The 19,179-nt window shown below is 72.6% G+C and carries 18 protein-coding genes; 16 read left to right on the plus strand and 2 right to left on the minus strand.

Features of this window, described 5'->3' with window-relative positions; genetic code table 11:
- The first annotated feature begins 205 nt into the window (after positions 1 to 205).
- From MCAG_RS14420 to MCAG_RS14440, 5 genes are all read left to right on the plus strand, one after another.
- Entirely contained in the window at positions 206 to 1,732 is a 1,527-nt protein-coding gene (locus MCAG_RS14420; protein WP_232290175.1) for a DUF4153 domain-containing protein, read from the plus strand.
- A 199-nt stretch (positions 1,733 to 1,931) separates the two neighbouring features.
- Complete coding sequence (locus tag MCAG_RS14425; protein WP_050778184.1) at positions 1,932 to 2,282, plus strand: hypothetical protein; 351 nt, start codon at positions 1,932 to 1,934, stop codon at positions 2,280 to 2,282.
- 1 nt (position 2,283) lies between these two features.
- Positions 2,284 to 3,942: a cation acetate symporter gene (locus MCAG_RS14430; protein ID WP_007073717.1), complete on the plus strand. Its 1,659-nt coding sequence runs from the start codon at positions 2,284 to 2,286 to the stop codon at positions 3,940 to 3,942.
- Positions 3,943 to 4,121: 179 nt separating this feature from the next.
- Entirely contained in the window at positions 4,122 to 4,886 is a 765-nt protein-coding gene (locus tag MCAG_RS14435) for an ABC transporter ATP-binding protein (protein ID WP_007073718.1), read from the plus strand.
- Positions 4,887 to 4,927: 41 nt separating this feature from the next.
- Positions 4,928 to 6,646: a hypothetical protein gene (locus MCAG_RS14440; protein WP_007073719.1), complete on the plus strand. Its 1,719-nt coding sequence runs from the start codon at positions 4,928 to 4,930 to the stop codon at positions 6,644 to 6,646.
- Positions 6,647 to 6,699: 53 nt separating this feature from the next.
- Here the strand turns inward: MCAG_RS14440 and MCAG_RS14445 are convergent, their stop codons facing one another.
- Positions 6,700 to 6,954 carry a hypothetical protein gene (locus MCAG_RS14445; protein WP_036373450.1) on the minus strand — a complete coding sequence of 85 codons (255 nt, stop codon included), beginning with the start codon at positions 6,952 to 6,954 and terminating at the stop codon, positions 6,700 to 6,702.
- Positions 6,955 to 7,001: 47 nt separating this feature from the next.
- Complete coding sequence (locus tag MCAG_RS14450; protein ID WP_007073722.1) at positions 7,002 to 7,403, minus strand: nuclear transport factor 2 family protein; 402 nt, start codon at positions 7,401 to 7,403, stop codon at positions 7,002 to 7,004.
- Between the two features lie 269 nt (positions 7,404 to 7,672).
- Here MCAG_RS14450 and MCAG_RS14455 point away from each other — a divergent pair, with 269 nt between their 5' ends.
- The 11 genes from MCAG_RS14455 (at position 7,673) to MCAG_RS14505 (ending at position 19,134) form a co-directional block, all read left to right on the plus strand.
- Complete coding sequence (locus MCAG_RS14455) at positions 7,673 to 8,167, plus strand: SRPBCC family protein (protein ID WP_036373453.1); 495 nt, start codon at positions 7,673 to 7,675, stop codon at positions 8,165 to 8,167.
- 170 nt (positions 8,168 to 8,337) lie between these two features.
- Positions 8,338 to 8,868 (plus strand): flavin reductase family protein, encoded by a 531-nt coding sequence (locus MCAG_RS14460; RefSeq protein ID WP_036373456.1) that lies wholly within the window; start codon positions 8,338 to 8,340, stop codon positions 8,866 to 8,868.
- A gap of 285 nt (positions 8,869 to 9,153) precedes the next feature.
- Positions 9,154 to 9,552, plus strand: coding sequence for a DUF485 domain-containing protein (locus MCAG_RS14465; protein WP_007073725.1), 399 nt, complete (start codon positions 9,154 to 9,156; stop codon positions 9,550 to 9,552).
- Complete coding sequence (locus tag MCAG_RS14470) at positions 9,530 to 11,203, plus strand: cation acetate symporter (RefSeq protein ID WP_007073726.1); 1,674 nt, start codon at positions 9,530 to 9,532, stop codon at positions 11,201 to 11,203. Before MCAG_RS14465 ends, MCAG_RS14470 begins: the two co-directional genes overlap by 23 nt.
- 114 nt (positions 11,204 to 11,317) lie before the next feature.
- Entirely contained in the window at positions 11,318 to 12,295 is a 978-nt protein-coding gene (locus MCAG_RS14475; protein WP_007073727.1) for an NAD-dependent epimerase/dehydratase family protein, read from the plus strand.
- 77 nt (positions 12,296 to 12,372) lie between these two features.
- The gene (locus MCAG_RS14480) at positions 12,373 to 13,611 is read left to right on the plus strand and encodes an LCP family protein (RefSeq protein ID WP_007073728.1); all 1,239 of its coding nucleotides are present in this window, start codon (positions 12,373 to 12,375) and stop codon (positions 13,609 to 13,611) included.
- A 233-nt stretch (positions 13,612 to 13,844) separates the two neighbouring features.
- Complete coding sequence (locus MCAG_RS14485; RefSeq protein ID WP_007073729.1) at positions 13,845 to 15,068, plus strand: LCP family protein; 1,224 nt, start codon at positions 13,845 to 13,847, stop codon at positions 15,066 to 15,068.
- A 220-nt stretch (positions 15,069 to 15,288) separates the two neighbouring features.
- Positions 15,289 to 16,209, plus strand: a complete 921-nt coding sequence (locus MCAG_RS14490; RefSeq protein ID WP_198141568.1) for an LCP family protein — start codon at positions 15,289 to 15,291, stop codon at positions 16,207 to 16,209.
- 78 nt (positions 16,210 to 16,287) lie between these two features.
- Positions 16,288 to 16,623 carry a rhodanese-like domain-containing protein gene (locus MCAG_RS14495; protein WP_007073731.1) on the plus strand — a complete coding sequence of 112 codons (336 nt, stop codon included), beginning with the start codon at positions 16,288 to 16,290 and terminating at the stop codon, positions 16,621 to 16,623.
- 11 nt (positions 16,624 to 16,634) lie between these two features.
- Entirely contained in the window at positions 16,635 to 17,426 is a 792-nt protein-coding gene (locus tag MCAG_RS14500; RefSeq protein WP_036373458.1) for a glycerophosphodiester phosphodiesterase family protein, read from the plus strand.
- A 256-nt stretch (positions 17,427 to 17,682) separates the two neighbouring features.
- Positions 17,683 to 19,134, plus strand: a complete 1,452-nt coding sequence (locus MCAG_RS14505; protein WP_007073733.1) for an ATP-binding protein — start codon at positions 17,683 to 17,685, stop codon at positions 19,132 to 19,134.
- Positions 19,135 to 19,179 lie beyond the last annotated feature (45 nt).

Consider the following 19,179-nt stretch of genomic DNA (forward strand, 5'->3'; position numbering starts at 1 on the left):
GACCGATAAAGGCGACATATCGCCATCCACCGGCGCGGCAGAGCCACCTCCCGCCCCCACCCTTGCGCGCCATCCCGAGCCCGCCACGAGCTCTTCGTACAAGACGGCGGCGTCATCGCCGGCCCCCGTGAGGGACCATTCGTACCAAGATCTGAAGGCGTCACGGGGGCCGGCTGGAGATGCCCGGCCCGTCGTGCTCGGCGCGGTGGCCGTTGCCGCCACCGTCGCGGCCTCGATCGTCCCGTTCGACCGCCCCGGCCTCGGTTGGCTGCTCGCCACACTCGTCGCCACTGCCGCCCTGGTGACGGCGGCCCGCTCCACTGCCGCCCTGGCGACGGCGTCCCCCTCCCCTGCCGTCCCGGCCACCCCGGTCCCTGCCCCTGCCACGCCCCCGGCCGTCGAGGCCACAGCGGGGCCAGCTCGTCCCGACGCCACAGGGCCGGCCCGTCCCGACGCCACGGGGGCGCCGGGGCGGGCCGCCCGGGTGCTCTGGGCCGCCGCGACCATCGCCCTCGTCTCGGTCGGGTACGTCCGGGCCGCCGGCTGGCTCTTCACTCTCTGCCTGCTGGCCGCCGTGGTCACCGGAGCGCTCGCGATGGTGGGTGCCCGGACGCCGCTCGGCATGCTGGCCGCCGTCCTGCTCACCCCGATCGCCCCGTTCCGGGCGCTGCCCTGGGCGGTGCGGGGAGCCCGCCGCCTCGGCCCGGCCCCTTCGACGCTGCGGCGCGCGCTCGCCACCGTCGCCGCCTCGGTGGGGCTGCTGCTCGTCTTCGGCCTGCTCCTCTCCTCCGCCGACGCGGTCTTCGCCGACCTGCTCGCCGGCCTGCTGCCGACGGTGTCCCCCGGCGGCGGGGTCGGCTGGCTGTTCCGCCTCGCCCTGATCGGTGGCGGGCTGCTCGGCGCGGCGTACCTGGTGGTCGCACCGGCCGACCCGGACAGGCTGCGGACCGCCCCGGCCAGGCCCGTCCGCCGGCTGGAGTGGGCCGTGCCGCTGGCCCTGCTCGACGTGCTCTTCGCCGCCTTCGTGCTGGTGCAACTCACCGTGCTGTTCGGCGGCTCCGCCCACGTGCTGCGTACCGCCGGCCTCAGCTATGCCCAGTACGCCCGTGGTGGGTTCTGGCAGTTGCTCGCGGTCTCCGCGCTGACCCTGCTGGTGATCGCCGGTGCGATCCGCTGGGCACCCCGCGCCACCCGTGCCGACCGGGTCCTGATCCGCGTCCTGCTCGGCACGCTCACCGCGCTCAGCCTGGTCGTCGTCGCCTCGGCGCTTTACCGTATGCAGGTCTACGCCGACGCGTACGGGGCGACCCGGCTGCGCCTGGTGGTGGCCACCGTCGAACTGTGGCTCGGGGCCCTGTTCGTGCTGGTCGGGGTGGCCGTGGTGCTGCTACGGGCGGGCCGGTTGCCCGCGTTGGTGGTGGGTACGGCGGTGCTCGCCCTGCTCGGGTTGGCCGCCGTGAACCCGGACCGGCTGGTCGCCGAACACAACGTCGACCGGTACCGGCAGACCGGCAGGATCGACGTGTCGTACCTGTCTGGGCTGTCGGCCGACGCGGCGCCTGCGCTGGCCCGACTGCCCGAGCAGCTTCGCTCCTGCGCGCTGCGGGACATCGCCGCCAGTCTGCCGGCCGACGACGTCCGGACCGCCAACCTGGGCCGGGCGACCGCCCGCGACCTGCTCGTGCCGGCGCTGCTCGACGCACCGCCCCCCGTGGGCTGCTGGAACAGGTGACCCGCAGCGGCGCAGGGGTCGCGCCGCCTACCGGTCTTGACAATCCCGCTGATCGGGCGAGACTGCCGGGGTGGCCGCACCCGACGATTCCGTACCGGCACCCCGGCCACCGGTCCGGAACGAGACGCCGGACTGGACGGCCGGCGAAACCGCGGCTGCGGGAACGGGCGGCGCACCGACCGCGCACGGCCGGACCCGGATCGTGCTGGCCGAGGTGTCCCGCCGGGAGCCCGACGCCGACCGGGCCCGCGCCGAACTGGCCCAGCAGACCCGCGTCGGCGAGGCGCTGGTCCGGGGCCTGGTCCGGGCCCAGCTCGCGCTGGCGCTGCGCCTGAGCCTCGTGGTGCTGATCGGGCTGGGCGGCCTGCCCTGGCTGTTCGCCATCGCGCCCTCGGTCGGCCGGGTCACCGTGTTCGGGGTGAACCTGCCCTGGCTGCTGCTGGGGCTGGTCTCCTTCCCGTTCCTGATCGCGGTCGGGTGGGCGTACGTGCGGCTGGCCGAGCGCAACGAGCAGGACTTCACCGACCTGGTCCAGCGGCCGGAGCGCTGAGATGGGCAACGAATACGTCGTCCCCGCGCTCGTCGCGGTCACCCTGGTCACCGTCGGGATCGGCTTCTACGGGCTGCGGCTGGCGAGGACCACCTCCGACTTCCTGGTCGCCTCCCGCTCGGTCAGCCCGACCTGGAACGCCGCCGCGATCGGCGGGGAGTACCTGTCGGCCGCGAGCTTCCTGGGCGTCGCCGGGATGATCCTCAAGTACGGCGTGGACGTGCTCTGGTACCCGGTGGGCTTCGCCGCCGGCTACCTGGCCCTGCTGCTGTTCGTGGCCGCGCCGCTGCGCCGCTCCGGGGCGTTCACCCTGCCGGACTTCTGCGAGCTGCGGCTCGGCTCGCGCCGGCTGCGTACCCTCGCCACCGGGTTCGTGATCTTCATCGGCTGGCTGTACCTGGTGCCGCAGCTCCAGGGGGCGGGGCTGACCCTGGCCACGCTGACCGGGGCGGCGTACCCGGTCGGCGCGATCGTGGTAGCGGTGGTGGTCACCGCCAACGTGGCGCTGGGCGGAATGCGGGCGATCACCTTCGTCCAGGCGTTCCAGTACTGGCTGAAGCTGACCGCGCTCGCCGTACCCGCGATCTTCCTGGTGTTGCAGTGGCAGGCCGACGCCCGCCCGGCGGTGACCCCGCCCGACGGGCCGGCGTTCCGGACCGCGACCACCGTCGTGGTCGAGCACCGCGCGACCCTCACCATGCCCGACGGCGACATCCGGGAGGTACGCCCCGGCGACCGGCTCGACTTCGCCGCCGGCGACCCGGTGCCGCAGGTCTCCGGCACGGCCACCGACGCGGCCGACTGGCTGCTGCCCAGCGCGGCCGGGGACGACGACCGGGGACTGTTCGCCACGTACTCGCTGATCCTGGCCACCTTCCTGGGCACCATGGGTCTGCCGCACGTGCTGGTGCGGTTCTACACCAATCCCGACGGCGCGGCGGCCCGGCGCACCACGCTGGTGGTGCTGGCCCTGGTCGGCGCGTTCTACCTGCTGCCCACCCTGTACGGGGTGCTGGGCCGGATCTACACCCCGCAGCTACTGATCACCGGGCAGACCGACGCGGTGGTGGTGCTGCTGCCCGGGGCGGCGCTGGGCGACTCCACGACCGGCCGGCTGCTCGCCGCGCTGGTCGCCGCAGGGGCGTTCGCCGCGTTCCTGTCGACCTCGTCCGGGCTGCTCACCAGCGTGGCCGGGGTGATCTCCACGGACGTGCTGGGGCGCGGCTCGGTGCGCGGCTTCCGGCTGGCCACGATCATCGCCGGCGGGGTGCCGGCGGTGCTCGCGCTGAACGTCTCGGGGATGGACGTCTCCCAGGTGGTCGGGCTGGCCTTCGCGGTCGCCGCGTCCAGCTTCTGCCCGCTGCTGGTCCTCGGCATCTGGTGGCGGAGGCTGACCGACGTGGGCGCTGCCGCCGGGGTGCTGGCCGGCGGCGGGGCGGCGATCGGCGCGGTGCTGGTCACGGTGCTCGGTCCGCCGCTGTCCGGCTGGCCGGCCACGCTCACCGCGCAGCCGGCCGCATGGACGGTCCCGCTCGCGTTCACGGTGATGATCGCGGTATCGGTGGCGTCCCGGCGGCGGCTGCCGCCCGACGTGGCCGGCACCATGCTGCGCCTGCACTTCCCCGAAGCGCTCCTTGCTGAAGGAAGGGCCCCTTCTTAACGCCTACGGTAGAGAAGGGTGCCCTTCTCACCCCCCGGACCGCCCCAGCGGGCCGACTGGGGGAGGCGGGCGGGGAGCGAGGCGGCCGGGGAGGCGGGCGAGCCGTCCCCTCCTCGGGGAGGAGACGGAGGTCTGCCCTGGCGGAAGCGGGCGATGACCACGTTGGATACGGTCGATACATGACTGATGAGCACCCCGCACTCGTGCTGCGTGGCCTCGCCAAGCAGTTCGACGGCAAGGTGGCGGTGGCCGGCGTAGACCTCGACGTGCCAGCCGGCTCGTTCTACGGGCTACTCGGCCCCAACGGGGCCGGCAAGACCACCACCCTGTCCATGGCGGTCGGGCTGCTGCGCCCCGACGCGGGCGGTGCCCGGGTGCTCGGGCACGACGTGTGGGCCGACCCCGTCCGCGCGAAGCAGCTTCTCGGCGTGATGCCGGACGGCGTACGGCTGTTCGACCGGCTCAGCGGGGCGGAGCTGCTGGCGTACCACGGTCTGTTGCGCGGCATGGACCCGGCGGTGGTCGACCAGCGGGCGGCGGAACTGCTCGACGTGCTCGCCCTCGGTGACGCCGGCCGGACCCTGGTGGTGGACTACTCCGCCGGCATGAAGAAGAAGATCGGCCTGGCCTGCGCGCTGCTGCACGGGCCCCGGCTGCTGGTGCTCGACGAGCCCTTCGAGGCGGTCGATCCGGTGTCGGCGGCCCTCATCCGGGACATCCTGCACCGTTACGTCGTCGGCGGCGGGACGGTCATCTTCTCCAGCCACGTCATGGAGGTCGTCCAGCGGCTCTGCTCGCACGTCGCGATCCTCGCCCAGGGGACGATCAAGCGGGTCGGCACCCTAGACGAGGTGCGCGGGGACCGCTCGTTGGAGGACGTGTTCGTCGAGGTGGTTGGCGGGCGCACCGCGACCGGCGAGGAGCTGGCGTGGCTCTCCCGGTGACCAGCTCGGGCGGGCGGGAAGGCGGCGGCACGGCCGGCCAGGTGACCAGCCCCGACGGGCCGGCGGTCGAGCGGGTCCGCCCGGTTTCGGCCCGACACTTCGTCCGGCTCAAGCTGCGGGTGATGGGCAACAGCTTCCGGGGCCAGGGCTGGCGGGTCGCCATGTTCGCGGGCAGCGTGATCGCCGGGCTCTGGTTCGCCGGCACCGGATTCTTCCTGCTGGCCGCACCCGGGCTGGCCGACGAGCCGACGTACGCGCTGATGACCGCCGCGTTCGGCGGCGGTCTGCTGGTGCTCGGCTGGCTACTGCTGCCGCTGGTCTTCTTCGGCGTGGACGAGACACTCGACCCGGCCCGGTTCGCCCTGCTGCCGCTGTCCCGCCGCACCCTGGTCACCGGCCTGTTCGCCGCCGCGCTGGTCAGCGTCCCGGCGGTGGCCGCGCTGATCGCGGCCGGCGGGCTGGTGCTCGCCTCGGGCCTGCTCGGCGGCGCGGCGGCGGCGCTCGTCGCGGCCGTCGGGGTGGTCGCCGGGCTGCTGCTCTGCGTCGCGGCCAGCCGGGCGATGACCAGCGCCTTCGCCACCATGTTGCGGTCCCGTCGGGTACGCGACCTGGCGGCCGTGCTGCTGGCGGTGCTGGCCGCGCTGCTCGGCCCGTTGCAGATCGTGGCGCTGGCTGCCGTTCGGCAGGCCGACTGGGACCGACTGACCGGGGTGGCGCGGATTGTCGGCTGGACCCCGTTCGGCGCGCCGTGGACCGTCGGTGTCGACGTGGCCGAGGGGCGGGCCTGGGCCGTGCCGGTGAAGCTGCTGGTCACCGCGCTGACGATCGGCGCGCTGCTGTGGTGGTGGTCCCGATCGCTGGAGTCGGCCATGGTCGGCGCGGCCGGCGGCGGCCCGGCCAAGGCCCGCAGTGGCCCGACGAGGGCCGGCACCGGCCCGGCCGGGGCCCGCAGTGGGGCGGTCGGGCAGCTCTTCCCCTGGGCGGTCGGCTGGGCGCGGCGGGACCGGTTCGGCGCGCTGGTGGCCCGGGAGTGTCGCTACTGGTGGCGGGACGCCCGACGGCGGGCCAACCTGATCACCATCGCGGTGGTCGGCATCTTCGTGCCGGTGATGGTCAACTTCGGCGGGGCGAGCTTCTCGACCGGAGACGGGACGGAACTCGCCGCCCCCAACTCCTCCCCGATGCTGGTCAGCCTCTCGATGGTCGTCGTCGGGGCACTCGCCTCGGTGACCCTGGCCAACCAGTTCGGCTTCGACGGCAGCGCGTACGCGGCCAACGTGGTCGCCGGGGTGTCCGGCCGGCTGGAGCTGCTGGCCCGGATGGCCGCGTTCTCGGTGTACGTGCTGCCGATGCTCGGCGTCGTCGCGGTCCTGCTGGGGATGGTGCTGGGCCGGCCGACGTGGCTGGGCGTGATGGCGGGCAGCCTGGTCGCCTCGTACGGGGCGGGGCTGGCGATCAGCGCTTTCGTCTCGGTGCTGGGGGCGTACTCGCTGCCGGAGACGAGCAACCCGTTCGCGATGAACAGCGGGGCGGGGGTCGCGAAGAGCTTCCTCGCCCTGCTGTCGATGCTCGGCGCGGCGGCGGCGAGCGTGCCGATGGTGGTCGCGGCGGCGCTGCTCGGCGACGCCTGGCTCTGGCTGGCCCCGCCGCTGGGCCTCGCGTACGGGCTGGGCGCGGCGCTGCTCGGCGCGTACCTCGCCGGGGACGTGCTGGACCGGCGGACCCCCGAGCTGTTGACGGCCATTACCCCGCGCCGCTGAGCCACGGCACTGCGCGGGGCGTGCCTGCGCGGAGCGTGCCTGACCGGCGCTGCTCAGCGGCGACGCAGGAAGGCGTAGAACAGGCTGCTGTTGCCGACGGAGCTGGCGTTGACCAGGTCCCACCCGTAGTGGGAAAGGTACTCGACGGCCTCCATGAGCTGGGTGACGCCGCTGCTCGTGAGACGCGGGCGGGCGGCGACCGCGAGGTGCCGGTGCGGGTAGCCCCGAAAGTCCACCTCGTTGCGGAGTACGGCGTCGGCGGCCACGACACGGGCCTGAGCGAGCTGCTGCGGCGTCACGGGACTCATACCCGAAACGATAGGAGCGCCCCGCACGCCCCGCCGCCACGCCCGCCTCAGGGGTGCAGTGGACGGCGCCGGGGGACCACCCTCCGCCGGTCGATCCGCCAGCCGGTCGCCGCACGCCGCACCACGTCCTCGTAGACCACGGTGCCCAGGGAGCCGTCGGCCTGCACGCCGAGCCCCTTCGAGCGGGCCCGGACGGTGCCGTCCGGGTCCTCGACGACCACGACATTCGTGACGTGGTGGCCGAGCGGGTTTCCGTCGCCCAGGGCGCGCGCCGCCTCGGTGATCGCCTCGTGCCCCCGCAGGACACCGAACCCGTACGCGGTGACGTCGTAGGCGACGTCGTCGGTGAACAGCTCTGACAGTCGGTCGAAGGCACCGTCGTCCATCAGGTGCCCGTGCAGGGCGACGAGTTCGTGGATCGCGACACGGTCGTCGGCGGAAAGCGGCATCTCGTTCCGTCCTGTTCGAAGCGGCTTGTCATCGGCCGTTGGTGGCTCGCGTTCGGCCTGGTCAGCGGTACGCGTTCGGCTGGTCAGCGGCCCGCGCTCGGCCTGGTCAGCGGCCCGCGCTCGGCACAGCGGGCTTGAAGGACCACCTGCGGGACGCGCTCCACGCGTTCAACGAGCGGGGGGTTCGACGCGTTGTCCCCCGCGTCATGGCGACGCACTAGCTGCTCGTGCTCGGGCTGGCGGGTGGCGGGTGGCGGCACAATGGGCGGATGCCTGTCGTCGAGTCGGTGATCATCGTGCCGGTGCCGCCCGAGTTGGCCTTCGCGGTGTCGCAGACCGTCGCGCCGGTGCGGTATCGCTGGGACCCGTTCGTCCGCGAGCAACACTTCGCCGACGGGGCCACGCGCCCCGGCAAGGGTGTACGCACGGTCACCCGTTCCCGACACGGCCTGACCATGGTCAGCGAGTACGTCTCCTTCGCGCCACCGAGCCACGTCGGGATGAAGATGGTTCGGGGCCCGTGGTTCTTCGAGATGTTCGCGGGCGGGTGGCGGTTCGCGCCCGGCCCGCAGCCGGGCACGTCGGTCGCCACCTGGCGGTACCACTTCCGGTGCCGGCCGGCCTTTCTGCGCCCCGTCGCGCACCGGATCGGAGGCTGGCTGCTCGGGCGGGACATCAGCCGCCGGATCGCCGGGTACGCCGCCGGCTGCACCGACCCAGAGGTGCTGGCCGCCGCCCGCCGCTCCCTGCGCTCCGACGAGTGATCCCGCCCCCGGGTCGAACGCGGAGCCTGTTCCCGGTCGGGCGATGATCGACCCGCCCGGCCAGGCGTGGAGCGACACGTCCTGCCGGTCGGCCCGACCCGTACCCGTCGACCGGATCCGGGCCGGTGTCGAGGGCCGACCGACAGCCCGTGGACGGCGGGACGGGCAGAATGTTTCACGTGAATCAAGAGCCGGGTGCCAAGATCCACCACGTCGACCCGTTCGCCGTACCGGCCGGGCAGAAGTCCCCGGCGCGGCGGCTGCGCGGCCGCCTCGCCGCACCGGTCACCCTGTGGACCGCGCCGGGCCCCGCCGGCCTGACCGTCTCCTCCACGCTGGTCGCCGAGGGTGAACCGGACCGGCTACTGGGCCTGATCGACGCGGAGTCGGATCTGTGGGCGGCGGTCGGGGCGGCGGGGCGGTTCGCCGTCACGCCGCTGGGCCCACCGCACCGGCAGCTCGCCGACCGGTTCGCCGGCCTGTTCCCGTCGCCGGGCGGGCTCTTCGCCACCGACGCCTGGACCGAAACCGAGTACGGGCCGGTTCCCGCCGACGCCGCCGGCTGGGCCGGGTGCCGGCTCGACACCGCCCGCGAGTACGGCTGGGCGCTGCTCGTCGAGGCCACCATCGAGTGCATCAGCCTGAGGGAGGAGAGCGTCCCGCTGCTGCACTACCGAGGCCGGTACCACGAACTGAGCTGACAGCCGGCGACCGGTGGCGGCGACCGGTGCGGCTACCGCCCTGCCGGCTCGCCCCAACGGGGCGACCGGGCGGGCAAGCGGCGACCGGGCGGGGCGGCGACCGGGCGGGGCGGGCCAGCGGCGACGAGTCACTACCGGTGAACGGAGTGACCTAGGTCACTCAGCGCAGACAGGCGACCGCTCGGCGCAGGTGGGGACCGTGGTCGACCCACGTTCTTCCCGGGCAGGGGGCGCGGTTTCTACCGTGCGCGAAACTCCTACGCCTGTGAAGGTGGTGATCCACAGATGTCCACGGACACACCCCCGTCGGACGCACCGACCGAACCGGAGACGCCGGCTCCGGCCGCGTCCACGGCAGACCGGTACCTCGCCGTGCAGCGGTCGGACGAGTTCGCCGGGTTGCGTCGCGCACTGCGCGGCTTCATCTTCCCGATGACCGTCGCGTTCTTCCTCTGGTACGCGCTCTACGTGATCCTCTCCGCGTACGCGCGGGACTTCATGGGCACGAGGCTGTTCGGCAGCAACATCAACGTCGCCCTGATCTTCGGCCTGCTCCAGTTCGTCTCGACGTTCCTGATCGCCTGGCTCTACTCCCGGTTCGCCGACCGCAGGATCGACCCGATCGCCGACCGGATCCGCGCCGAGATGGGGGAGGTGACCCATGTACACGGTCCTCGCGGCTGAGGCAGGCGGCGGCACCGCCCGCAACCTCACCATCACGCTGTTCCTGGCGTTCGTGGCGGTGACCCTGGCCATCACCATCTGGGCGAGCCGGCAGACCAAGACCGCCACCGACTACTACGCGGGCGGGCGGTCCTTCTCCGGCTTCCAGAACGGCATGGCGATCGGCGGCGACTACATGTCGGCCGCGTCGTTCCTCGGCATCGCCGGCATCATCGCCCTCTACGGCTACGACGGCTTCCTCTACTCGATCGGATTCCTGGTCGCCTGGCTGGTGGCGCTGCTGCTCGTCGCCGAACTGCTGCGCAACTCGGGCCGGTACACGATGGCGGACGTGCTGGCCTTCCGGATGCGCCAGCGGCCGGTCCGCACGGCGGCGGCGGTCTCCACCATCACCGTGTCGATCTTCTACCTGCTGGCCCAGATGGTCGGCGCGGGCGCGCTGGTGGCGCTGCTACTGGGCATCAAGCCGGGCACCACGTTCCTCGGCATGGACGCCGACACCGCGAAGGTCGCCACGATCATCATGGTCGGCGCCCTGATGATCGTCTACGTCACCGTGGGCGGCATGAAGGGCACCACGTACGTCCAGATCGTCAAGGCGTTCCTGCTGATGTCCGGCGCGTTGGTGATGACCCTGCTGGTGCTGGCGAAGTACAAGTTCAACCTGTCGTCGCTGCTCGGCGACGCCGCCGCCAGCTCGGGCAAGGGCAGCGCCTTCCTCGAACCCGGCCTGCGCTACGGCGTCGAGGTGGCCGGGAACGCGACGCAGACGTTCTACAACAAGGTCGACCTGCTCTCGCTCGGCATCGCGCTGGTGCTCGGCACGGCGGGCCTGCCGCACATCCTGATCCGCTTCTACACCGTGCCGACCGCCAAGGCGGCCCGTAAGAGCGTGCTCTGGGCGATCGGCATCATCGGCTCGTTCTATCTGCTCACCCTGGCCCTCGGCTTCGGCGCGGCGGCCCTGGTGGGCGGCCCGGCGATCACCGCGCAGGACAAGGCCGGCAACACCGCCGCGCCGCAGCTCGCCGAGGCCCTGGGCATCGAATTCCTCGGCGGCGACCTCGGCGGCGCGACCATGCTGGCGATCATCGCGGCGGTGGCCTTCGCCACCATCCTGGCGGTGGTCGCCGGGCTCACCCTGGCCTCGTCGTCCAGCCTGGCACACGACTTCTACGCCAACGTCATCAAGAACGGGCAGGCGTCGGAGCGCCAGGAGGTCCGGGTGGCCCGCATCTCGGCGCTGGTCATCGGCGCGGTCTCGATCGCCCTGTCGATCTACGCGCAGAGCCTGAACGTGGCATTCCTGGTCGCGCTCGCATTCGCGGTGGCCGCCTCGGGCAACCTGCCGGCGATCCTGTACAGCCTGTTCTGGAAGCGGTTCAACACCTCCGGCGCGGTCTGGTCGATCTACGGCGGCCTGCTCTCCGCAGTGCTGCTGGTGTTCTTCTCGCCGGTCGTCTCCGGGGCACCGACGTCGATGTTCCCGGACCACGACTGGCAATGGTTCCCGCTCTCCAACCCGGGCATCCTCTCCATCCCGTTCGGGTTCCTGTGCGGGTGGATCGGCACGATGATCTCCAAGGAGAGCGACGAGGAGAAGTACGCCGAACTGGAGGTGCGCTCCCTCACGGGCGCCGGCGCGCACTGACCTGGTCCCGCTCGGCCCCGCACCGGCCGAGCTGTTAAGAAGGGCCCCCTGTACAACGTTTCGCGTTAACAGGGGGCCCTTCCTTACCTCTCGTGCCTGTATAGGCTGGTCGGCATGAAGGTCGCCCCGCGCTTCGGTCCCGGTCACCGTGTCCTCGTCACCGGCGGCGCCGGCTTCGTGCCGTCGCACCTGGTCGACTCCCTCGTCGCCCGTGGCTGCGCGGTGGTGGCGCTGGACAATTTCGTCACCGGGTCCAAGGACAACATCGCCCACCTGCACGACAAGCGCAACTTCACGCTGGTCGAGGCGGACATCTCCGACGGCCTGCCGACCCACCACCCGGCGCTGGCCGAGCGGTTCGACGCGATCCTGCACATGGCCTCCCCGGCCAGCCCCACCGACTTCGCCACCCTGCCGGTGGAGATCCTCCGGGTCGGGTCGGTGGCCACCCTGCACCTGCTCGACCGCGCGGTCGCCGACGGCGCCCGGTTCCTGATGGCCTCCACGTCCGAGGCGTACGGGGACCCGAAGGAGCACCCACAGCGCGAGACGTACTGGGGCAACGTCAACCCGATCGGCGTACGCAGCGTCTACGACGAGGCGAAGCGGTTCTCCGAGGCGGCCACGATGGCGTACCACCGGTACCGGGGGCTGGACGCCGCGATCGTGCGGATCTTCAACACGTACGGCCCGCGGATGCGGCCGGACGACGGCCGGGCCATCCCGACGTTCATCTCCCAGGCGTTGCGCGGCGAGCCCATCACCGTGCACGGCACCGGCAACCAGACCCGGTCGATCTGCTACGTCGAGGACCTGGTTCGCGGCATCCTGCTGCTGCTCGACTCGACGGAGACCGGCCCGGTGAACTGCGGCACGGAGCACGAGTTGACGATGCGGCAACTGGCCGAGTTGATCGTGTCACTCTCCGGTAGCGACTCCGAGGTGACGTACGTCACCCGGGCAGCCGATGACCCCGAGATGCGCCGGCCCGACCTCACCCTCGCCCGTGAACTGCTCGGATACGAGCCTTCGGTGGCGCCCGAAGACGGCCTCCGACGCACGATCGAGCACTTCCGCGAGCGGCTAGGGTAACCGCTCGGCGCGGCGCGGCCCGCCGGCCGACCTGCGGTTGAGGGCGACTCTCGACGGGGCTACGTACCCTCGGGTACATGTCAGCGACCGCTTCCGCCGGCGTCCCGCTCCCCTACCTGCGTCGCAGCGCCGGGCGTGCCCCCGTGCCCGGCCCCGGCCAGAGCGGCTCGGGGCGCGCCCGCGTACCCGGGGCCCAGTGGTACCCCGCACACGACGACCGCCCCCCGGGCCGCGGTTTCGGCGGATCGGACGGCCCCAGCGGCCCGGGTGGGCCCGGCGGGCCGGGCGCTCCCCGGCGGGCCGGCGGGCGCGGGCCGCGCCCGAGGTGGGGCCGGATCGGCCTGGTGGCCGGCGTGGCGGTGCTCGTCCTCGCGCTGCTCGGTGGGGCCGGGGCGTGGTTCTACACCCGCAACCTCAACCAGGACCTGGCCCGCACCGACCCGTTCTCGGAGCTGACCGGTGGCCGGCCGGCGAAGGCGGTGGAGGGGGCGCTGAACATCCTGCTGGTCGGCAGCGACTCGCGGGACCCGGACGCCCCGGTGGACCAGCAGAGCCAGTGGCGGGCCGACACGATCATCGTCATGCACATCCCGGCCGACCACAAGTCCGCCTACCTCGTCTCCATCCCCCGCGACCTGTACGTGCCGATCCCGCAGAACGCCCAGGCCGACTGCGGATCGGGCCAGCGGGCGAAGATCAACGCCGCGTTCGCGTTCGGCGGCCTGCCGCTCGCGGTGAAGACGGTGGAGTGCTTCACCGACGTACGCATCGACAACGTGATGGCGATCGACTTCGCCGGGTTCAAGCAGGTCACCGACGCGCTCGGCGGGGTGGACCTGAAGGTGGAGCGGTCGATCACCTCGATCCACAAGCCGTTCCGCAAGTTCACCAAGGGCACCATGCACATGAACGGCACCGAGGCGCTGGACTGGATCCGGCAGCGCAAGCAGTTCCCGGACGGCGACTTCGCGCGCATGCGCCACCAGCAGGAGTTCCTCAAGGCACTGATGGACAAGGCGGCCAGCACGGGCACGCTGACCAACCCGAAGAAGCTCAACGCGTTCCTCCAGTCGGTGACGGACGCGGTCACCGTGGACCAGAGCTTCTCGCTGGTCGACATGGCGCTACAGTTCCGCAGCCTGCGCGGGGAGAACCTGATCTTCGTCACCAGCCCGAACTCGGGCAGCGACACGATCAACGGCGAGTCGGTGGTGGTTTCGGACCGGGAGAAGGCCCTGGCCATGTACCAGGCCATGTCGGCGGACACGATGGCCGCGTGGGTGAAGGCCAACCCGCCGGCGGGAACCTCCGGGTAGTAACGGAGGGCCATTCGAGCGGTCGTTACTTCGACATACGTCAGCGTCGGTCGACGGTCGGACCCCGTTCCACCGGGTGCCCTTCCGCCGACTGGCTGCTTTCGGCTGGCCGTTCGGGCCAATTCCGCAGGCAACCATCAGGATAACTGCGAATAGCCGTACGACGAACTCGCCTTAACGGGAAGCGGTACGTACAGTGGTCCCGCCCCCCGATCACGCGAGCTGGAGCACGCATGCCGGTTCATACCAGCCGTCGCCCTCCGTCGCAGGAGCCCGTCGGCGCGGTCGCACGGGTTCCGTCGGCCATCCCGGCGCAGCCCCGCAGCGGCGGTCGACCCCCCGTCGATCCCCCCGCCCGCAAGCGGAAGCGCCGCAAGGACCCGCTGTGGGCCCGCCTCACCATCGTTTTCGGCGCGATGCTGATGATGACCAGCGGGGTCGCCATCGTGGGCAGCAAGGCACTCATCAGCCAGGCCACCGGCAGCATCGCCCAGCGCAACCTGCTCGGCGACGCCGGCAAGTCCGACGCCGAGGGCGGCGCGAGCCTGGACGGCCCCATCGACATGCTGCTGCTGGGCGTGGACGCCCGCGAGCGCTGGGCCGCCGACGACGTCCGGGCGGACACCATCATCGTGCTGCACATCCCCGCCTCGCACGACCAGGCGTACCTGATCTCCATCCCGCGCGACACCGAGGCGCAGATCCCGGCGTTCAAGAAGAGCGGCTACGGCGGCGGGTCCGACAAGATCAACGCGGCGTTCCAGGCGGGTGCCCGCAACGGCGGCGGCTGGGAGGGCGGCGCGCAGTTGATGGCGCAGACGATCAAGAGGATGACGGGGATCAGCTTCGACGGCGCGGCCATCATCAACTTCGGCGGGTTCAAGGGCGTCATCGACGCCCTCGGCACCGTACGGATCTGCGTGAGCCACCAGGTCAAGTCGCACCACATGTCGTACGTCGACGGCAAACCGATGTGGAACGCCGACGCGAAGAAGACCGGCAAGCCGATGACCCCGGTGGTGCACAAGAAGGGCTGCCGGGAGATGAAGGGCTGGGCCGCCCTCGACTACGCCCGGCAGCGCTACGGCCTGCCGAACAGCGACTACGATCGGCAGCAAAACCAGCAGCAGCTCATCAAGGCGATGGCGAAGAAGGCGACCGAGAACGGCACGCTGACCAACCCGGTGAAGCTCAACGGGCTGATCAAGGCGGCCGGCAAGGCGTTCGTGCTGGACACCGGCGGGGTGCCGATCGTCGACTTCATCTACACGATGCGCGGGGTCACCGGGAACGACCTGACCATGCTGCGGACCAACGGCGGCACGTTCCACGCGAACGCCGAGGGAACCAAGGAGTCGCTGAGCCCCCAGACCATGGAGATGTTCCAGGCGATCAAGAACGACAAGCTCGCCGAGTTCGTGTACGCCAACCCGAGCGTCCTGTCGACCCGCAAGTAGCCGGCCGACCTGGCCCCTGACCTGGGCAAAGCCGCCCCGCGACCCCACCGCCCCCCGTAGCCTGTTGTGAGTAGATCTCACTACGGCAGCGGGGGGCGTCACGGCCAGGTCAGGGGGAACCGGACAGGGGCGGCGCCAGCCGGCCCGTCGGCGCGTACCCCGATGGAGCCGGATCCTGCTCGGGGTCGGCCTGGCCCTGGCGCTGCTGGCCGCTGGCGCGGTGGTCGGGCTCAAGGCGCTCGGCCACCGCTACGAGCGCACGGTGGCCCGGGAGCAACTGCTCGACGCGGACGCCCGGCGCGACCGGACGAATCTCGACGGCGAGCTCAACTACCTCCTCGTCGGCTCGGACCGGCGACCCGGCGCGGCCGGCGACGACCAGCGCTCGGACGCCATCCTGGTGGTGCACGTGCCGGCCGACACGAAACGGGCATACGTGGTTTCGTTCCCCCGCGACCTGCTGGTCAACATCCCGCCCGGGCCGAACGGCTACGGCGGCGGCAGCGACAAGATCAACGCGGCGTACGAGCACGGTGGCGGCGGCGAGTCCGGCGTCCAGCTCCTCTCGGCCACCCTCACCCGGCTCACCGACCTGCGCTTCGACGGGGCCGCCCTGATCGACTTCGCCGGGCTGCGGCAGGTGATCGACCTGCTCGGCGGGGTCCGCATGTGCGTCGACACCAAGGTGCGCTCGATCCACACCGGGACGCTGTTCAGCCCCGGCTGCCAGGAGATGGACGGCGCGCGGGTGCTGGACTACGTTCGCCAGCGCTACGACCTGCCCGGCGGCGACTACGACCGGCAGCGCCACCAGCAGCAGCTCCTGCGAGCGATGCTGGACCGGGCCGGCGAGACGAACCTGCGCCGCGACCCGGTGCGGCTCGACCGGCTCATCCGGGCGGTCGGCGCGTCGCTGACCGTCGACACCAACGGGGTGCCCCTGGAGGAGCTGCTGCTCACCCTCCGGGACCTCCCCCCGGACGCGCTGACGGGCGTACAGGTCCCCTCCCGCCCGCAGACCATCGACGGCATCTCGTACGTCGTGCTGGACGGCGGGGGGACCGCTCTCTTCGCGGCGGTCCGGAGCGCCCGGATGCCCGCCTGGGCCCAGGCCAACCCGCGCTGGGTCACTCGTCTGTGACCTGCCGATTCCACCCGATCAGCCCTGATCCGCACGCCCCCGACCGGCCGGGCGGGCGAGGCTCTAGGCTTGGTGACCGTGTTCGGACCCCAGGTTCCCACCGTGCCCGTGACCAAGATCACCGACGACATCTACCTGCTCGACGTCCGCGAGGACGACGAGTGGGCCGCCGGGCACGCCCCCGGCGCCCACCACCTGCCGATGATGGAGCTGCCCGCCCGGATGGCCGAGGTGCCCACCGACCGGGACGTCGCGGTCATCTGCCGCTCCGGCGGACGCTCCGCGCAGGTGGTGGCGTACCTGCTGAACAACGGGTGGGACCAGGTGCGCAACGCCGACGGCGGGATGCGCCAGTGGGCGGCCGTCGGGCGCCCCGTCGTGGACGGGGACGGCAGGCCGGGCCAGGTCATCTGAGAGCGACGGGCATGGGTGATCCCCTGGTCTTCGCGCACCGCGGCTCCTCGGCCGACCTGCCGGAGCACACCCTCGCCGCGTACCTGCGGGCCCTCGACGAGGGTGCCGACGGGCTGGAGTGCGACGTCCGGCTGACCCGGGACGGGCACCTGGTCTGCGTCCACGACCGGCGGCTGGACCGGACCAGCAACGGCACCGGCCTGGTCAGCGTCCGCACGCTTGCGGAGCTGGAGGCGCTGGACTTCGGTTCCTGGCACCCGGGCTGCGTGCCGCCCGGCGCCGACGAGCCGCCCGACGAGTCGCACACCCGGCTGCTCACCCTGGAGCGGCTACTCGACGCCGTACTGGCCGCCGGCCGCCCGGTGCGGCTGCTGATCGAGACGAAGCACCCCTCGCGGTACGGCGGGCACGTGGAGCGCCGCCTGGTGGCCCTGCTGCGCCGCTACGGCCTGGCCGAGCCGCGCGCGGACACCCCGGTCCGGGTCACCGTGATGTCCTTCTCGCCGCTGGCCGTGCGCCGCGTCCGCGACCTCGCCCCCGGCCTGCCCACGGTGCTCCTTCTGGAGGTGCTGCCGCGCTGGCTGCGGCTCGGCCGGCTACCGTTCGGCACCCGCATCGCCGGGCCGGGAGTCGAGCTGGTCCGGGCCCGCCCGCGCCTGGTGCCCGCGCTGCGGGCCGCCGGCCACCAGGTGTACGTCTGGACCGTCAACGAGCCCGCCGAGCTGGACCTGGTGCTCGACGCCGGGGTGGACGGAATCATCACCGACCGGCCGGCGCGCGCGCTGGCCCGGCTGGGCCGATGAACGCGCCGAGCGGAACTGTCCGTCGGCGCGGCGATGTGCTCCTGCTGTGGGGCCCGTGAGCCGGCGGGGCGGCGTCGTCCGCTGGCTGGTCCGGCCGGGGCGACTGTCGATCCGGCCGCCCGGCCGGGCGGGTTCACCGGGTGACGCGCCCGGCCCGGGCCGGGAGGCCGACCGTGCGGGGCCGCCGGGCGGCGTGGGTGCCGCGGCCGACCGCGCGGGGGTGTCGGGGAGCGGGTCGGCGCGGCAGACTCGGGGCATGCCGGAGCGCACCGACCTCGCCGCCCTGATAACCGGCCATGGCAGGGTTATCGAGATGATCAACTCTGGTGAAGCCGGTCTGCCCGTACTCGCCCGGCTGCTCCAGGTGGTCGAGTCCGCCATCGGGGCGACCAGCACCGCGTTCGTGGAGTTCGCGCCCACCGGCGGCCGGGTGATCGCCGCGACCGGGGACGCCGATTGGACCATCGGCCGGCCCGTGTCGCCCACCGACCCGGCCACCGTCTGCCTGCTCTCCGGCCCGAAGATCCGCGACATCCGGGTGGACCGCATCCCGGGCCCGATCGGCGCCGAGCTGGTCGACCGGGGGCTGGGCCGGATGGTGGCCGCCCGGGCCGAGATCGGCGGGCTGACCGTCGGCAGCCTGCACGCGTTCTACCCGGACGACGACTCGAGGGCCGGCGGGCAGCACGAGGTGGTGGCGTACATCGCCTCCTGCATCGCCCACATGTACAGCGACCAGCGCGGCCTGCCGGTGCACGGCGACGGCCCGGTGGTCGCGGCGCTGGCCGACGGGCTCGCCGTGGTCGACCGGGACGGGCACGTCCGGCTCTGGAACCCGGCCGCCGCCGAGGTGACCGGCCGGTCGGTCACGGAGGCGCTGAACCGTCCACTGCCGTTCCCGCTCCCCCCGTCCGGGCAGGTTCTCGACCACCGGCTGCCCGACGGCCGCTGGCTGAAGATCACCTCGGGGGAGCTGCCCGGCCCGGGGGCGCTGCGCGTCGTCACCTTCCGGGACATCACCGTGCATCAGCTGCGCGACCAGGACCGCGACCTCTTCGTCGCGGTGACCAGCCACGAGCTGCGTACCCCGGTCACCGTCATCAAGGGGTACGTGGACACCCTCACCGAGCACTGGGACTCCCTGACCGACGCCGACCGGCGGCAGGCCGCCCGCGTCATCGGGCAGCGGGCCAACGAACTGGCCCGGCTGGTCGACCGGCTGCTCACCTCGGCCACCGAGGGCCGGCCCGGTGAGCCGCCCGTCCCGTTCGACCTCGGCGACGCACTCCGGTCGGCCGTCGCCGACCTGCCCACCGACCTGCGCCGCCGGGTCGTCCTCAACGTGCCAGCCGGCCTGCCCAGGGCGATCGGCAGCCGGCAGTCGCTGACGACGGTGCTCACCGAGCTGGGGACCAACGCCGACAAGTACTCCCCGCCCGACGCGCCGATCGAGATCACCGCCGACGGCGACAAGCGGACCGTGTCGTTCCGGGTCAGCGACCGGGGCATCGGCATCCGGCCGGAGCATGTCGAGCGGGCGTTCGACCGGTTCTGGCAGGGCGAGACCGGCGACCGACGGGGGTACCCGGGCGCGGGGCTCGGCCTCTATCTCGTCCGCCGGATCGTTGAACAGCAGAATGGATGGGTATCCCTCCGGCCGAGGGAAGGTGGCGGTACCGTCGCAGAGGTCCGGCTGCCACGCGGGTGAGCAGGGCCGCCGGGGCGGCGGGGGACCAGCAGGGCCGGGCGCAGC

It is taken from the genome of Micromonospora sp. ATCC 39149, from assembly GCF_000158815.1.
Classification (GTDB): Bacteria; Actinomycetota; Actinomycetes; order Mycobacteriales; family Micromonosporaceae; genus Micromonospora.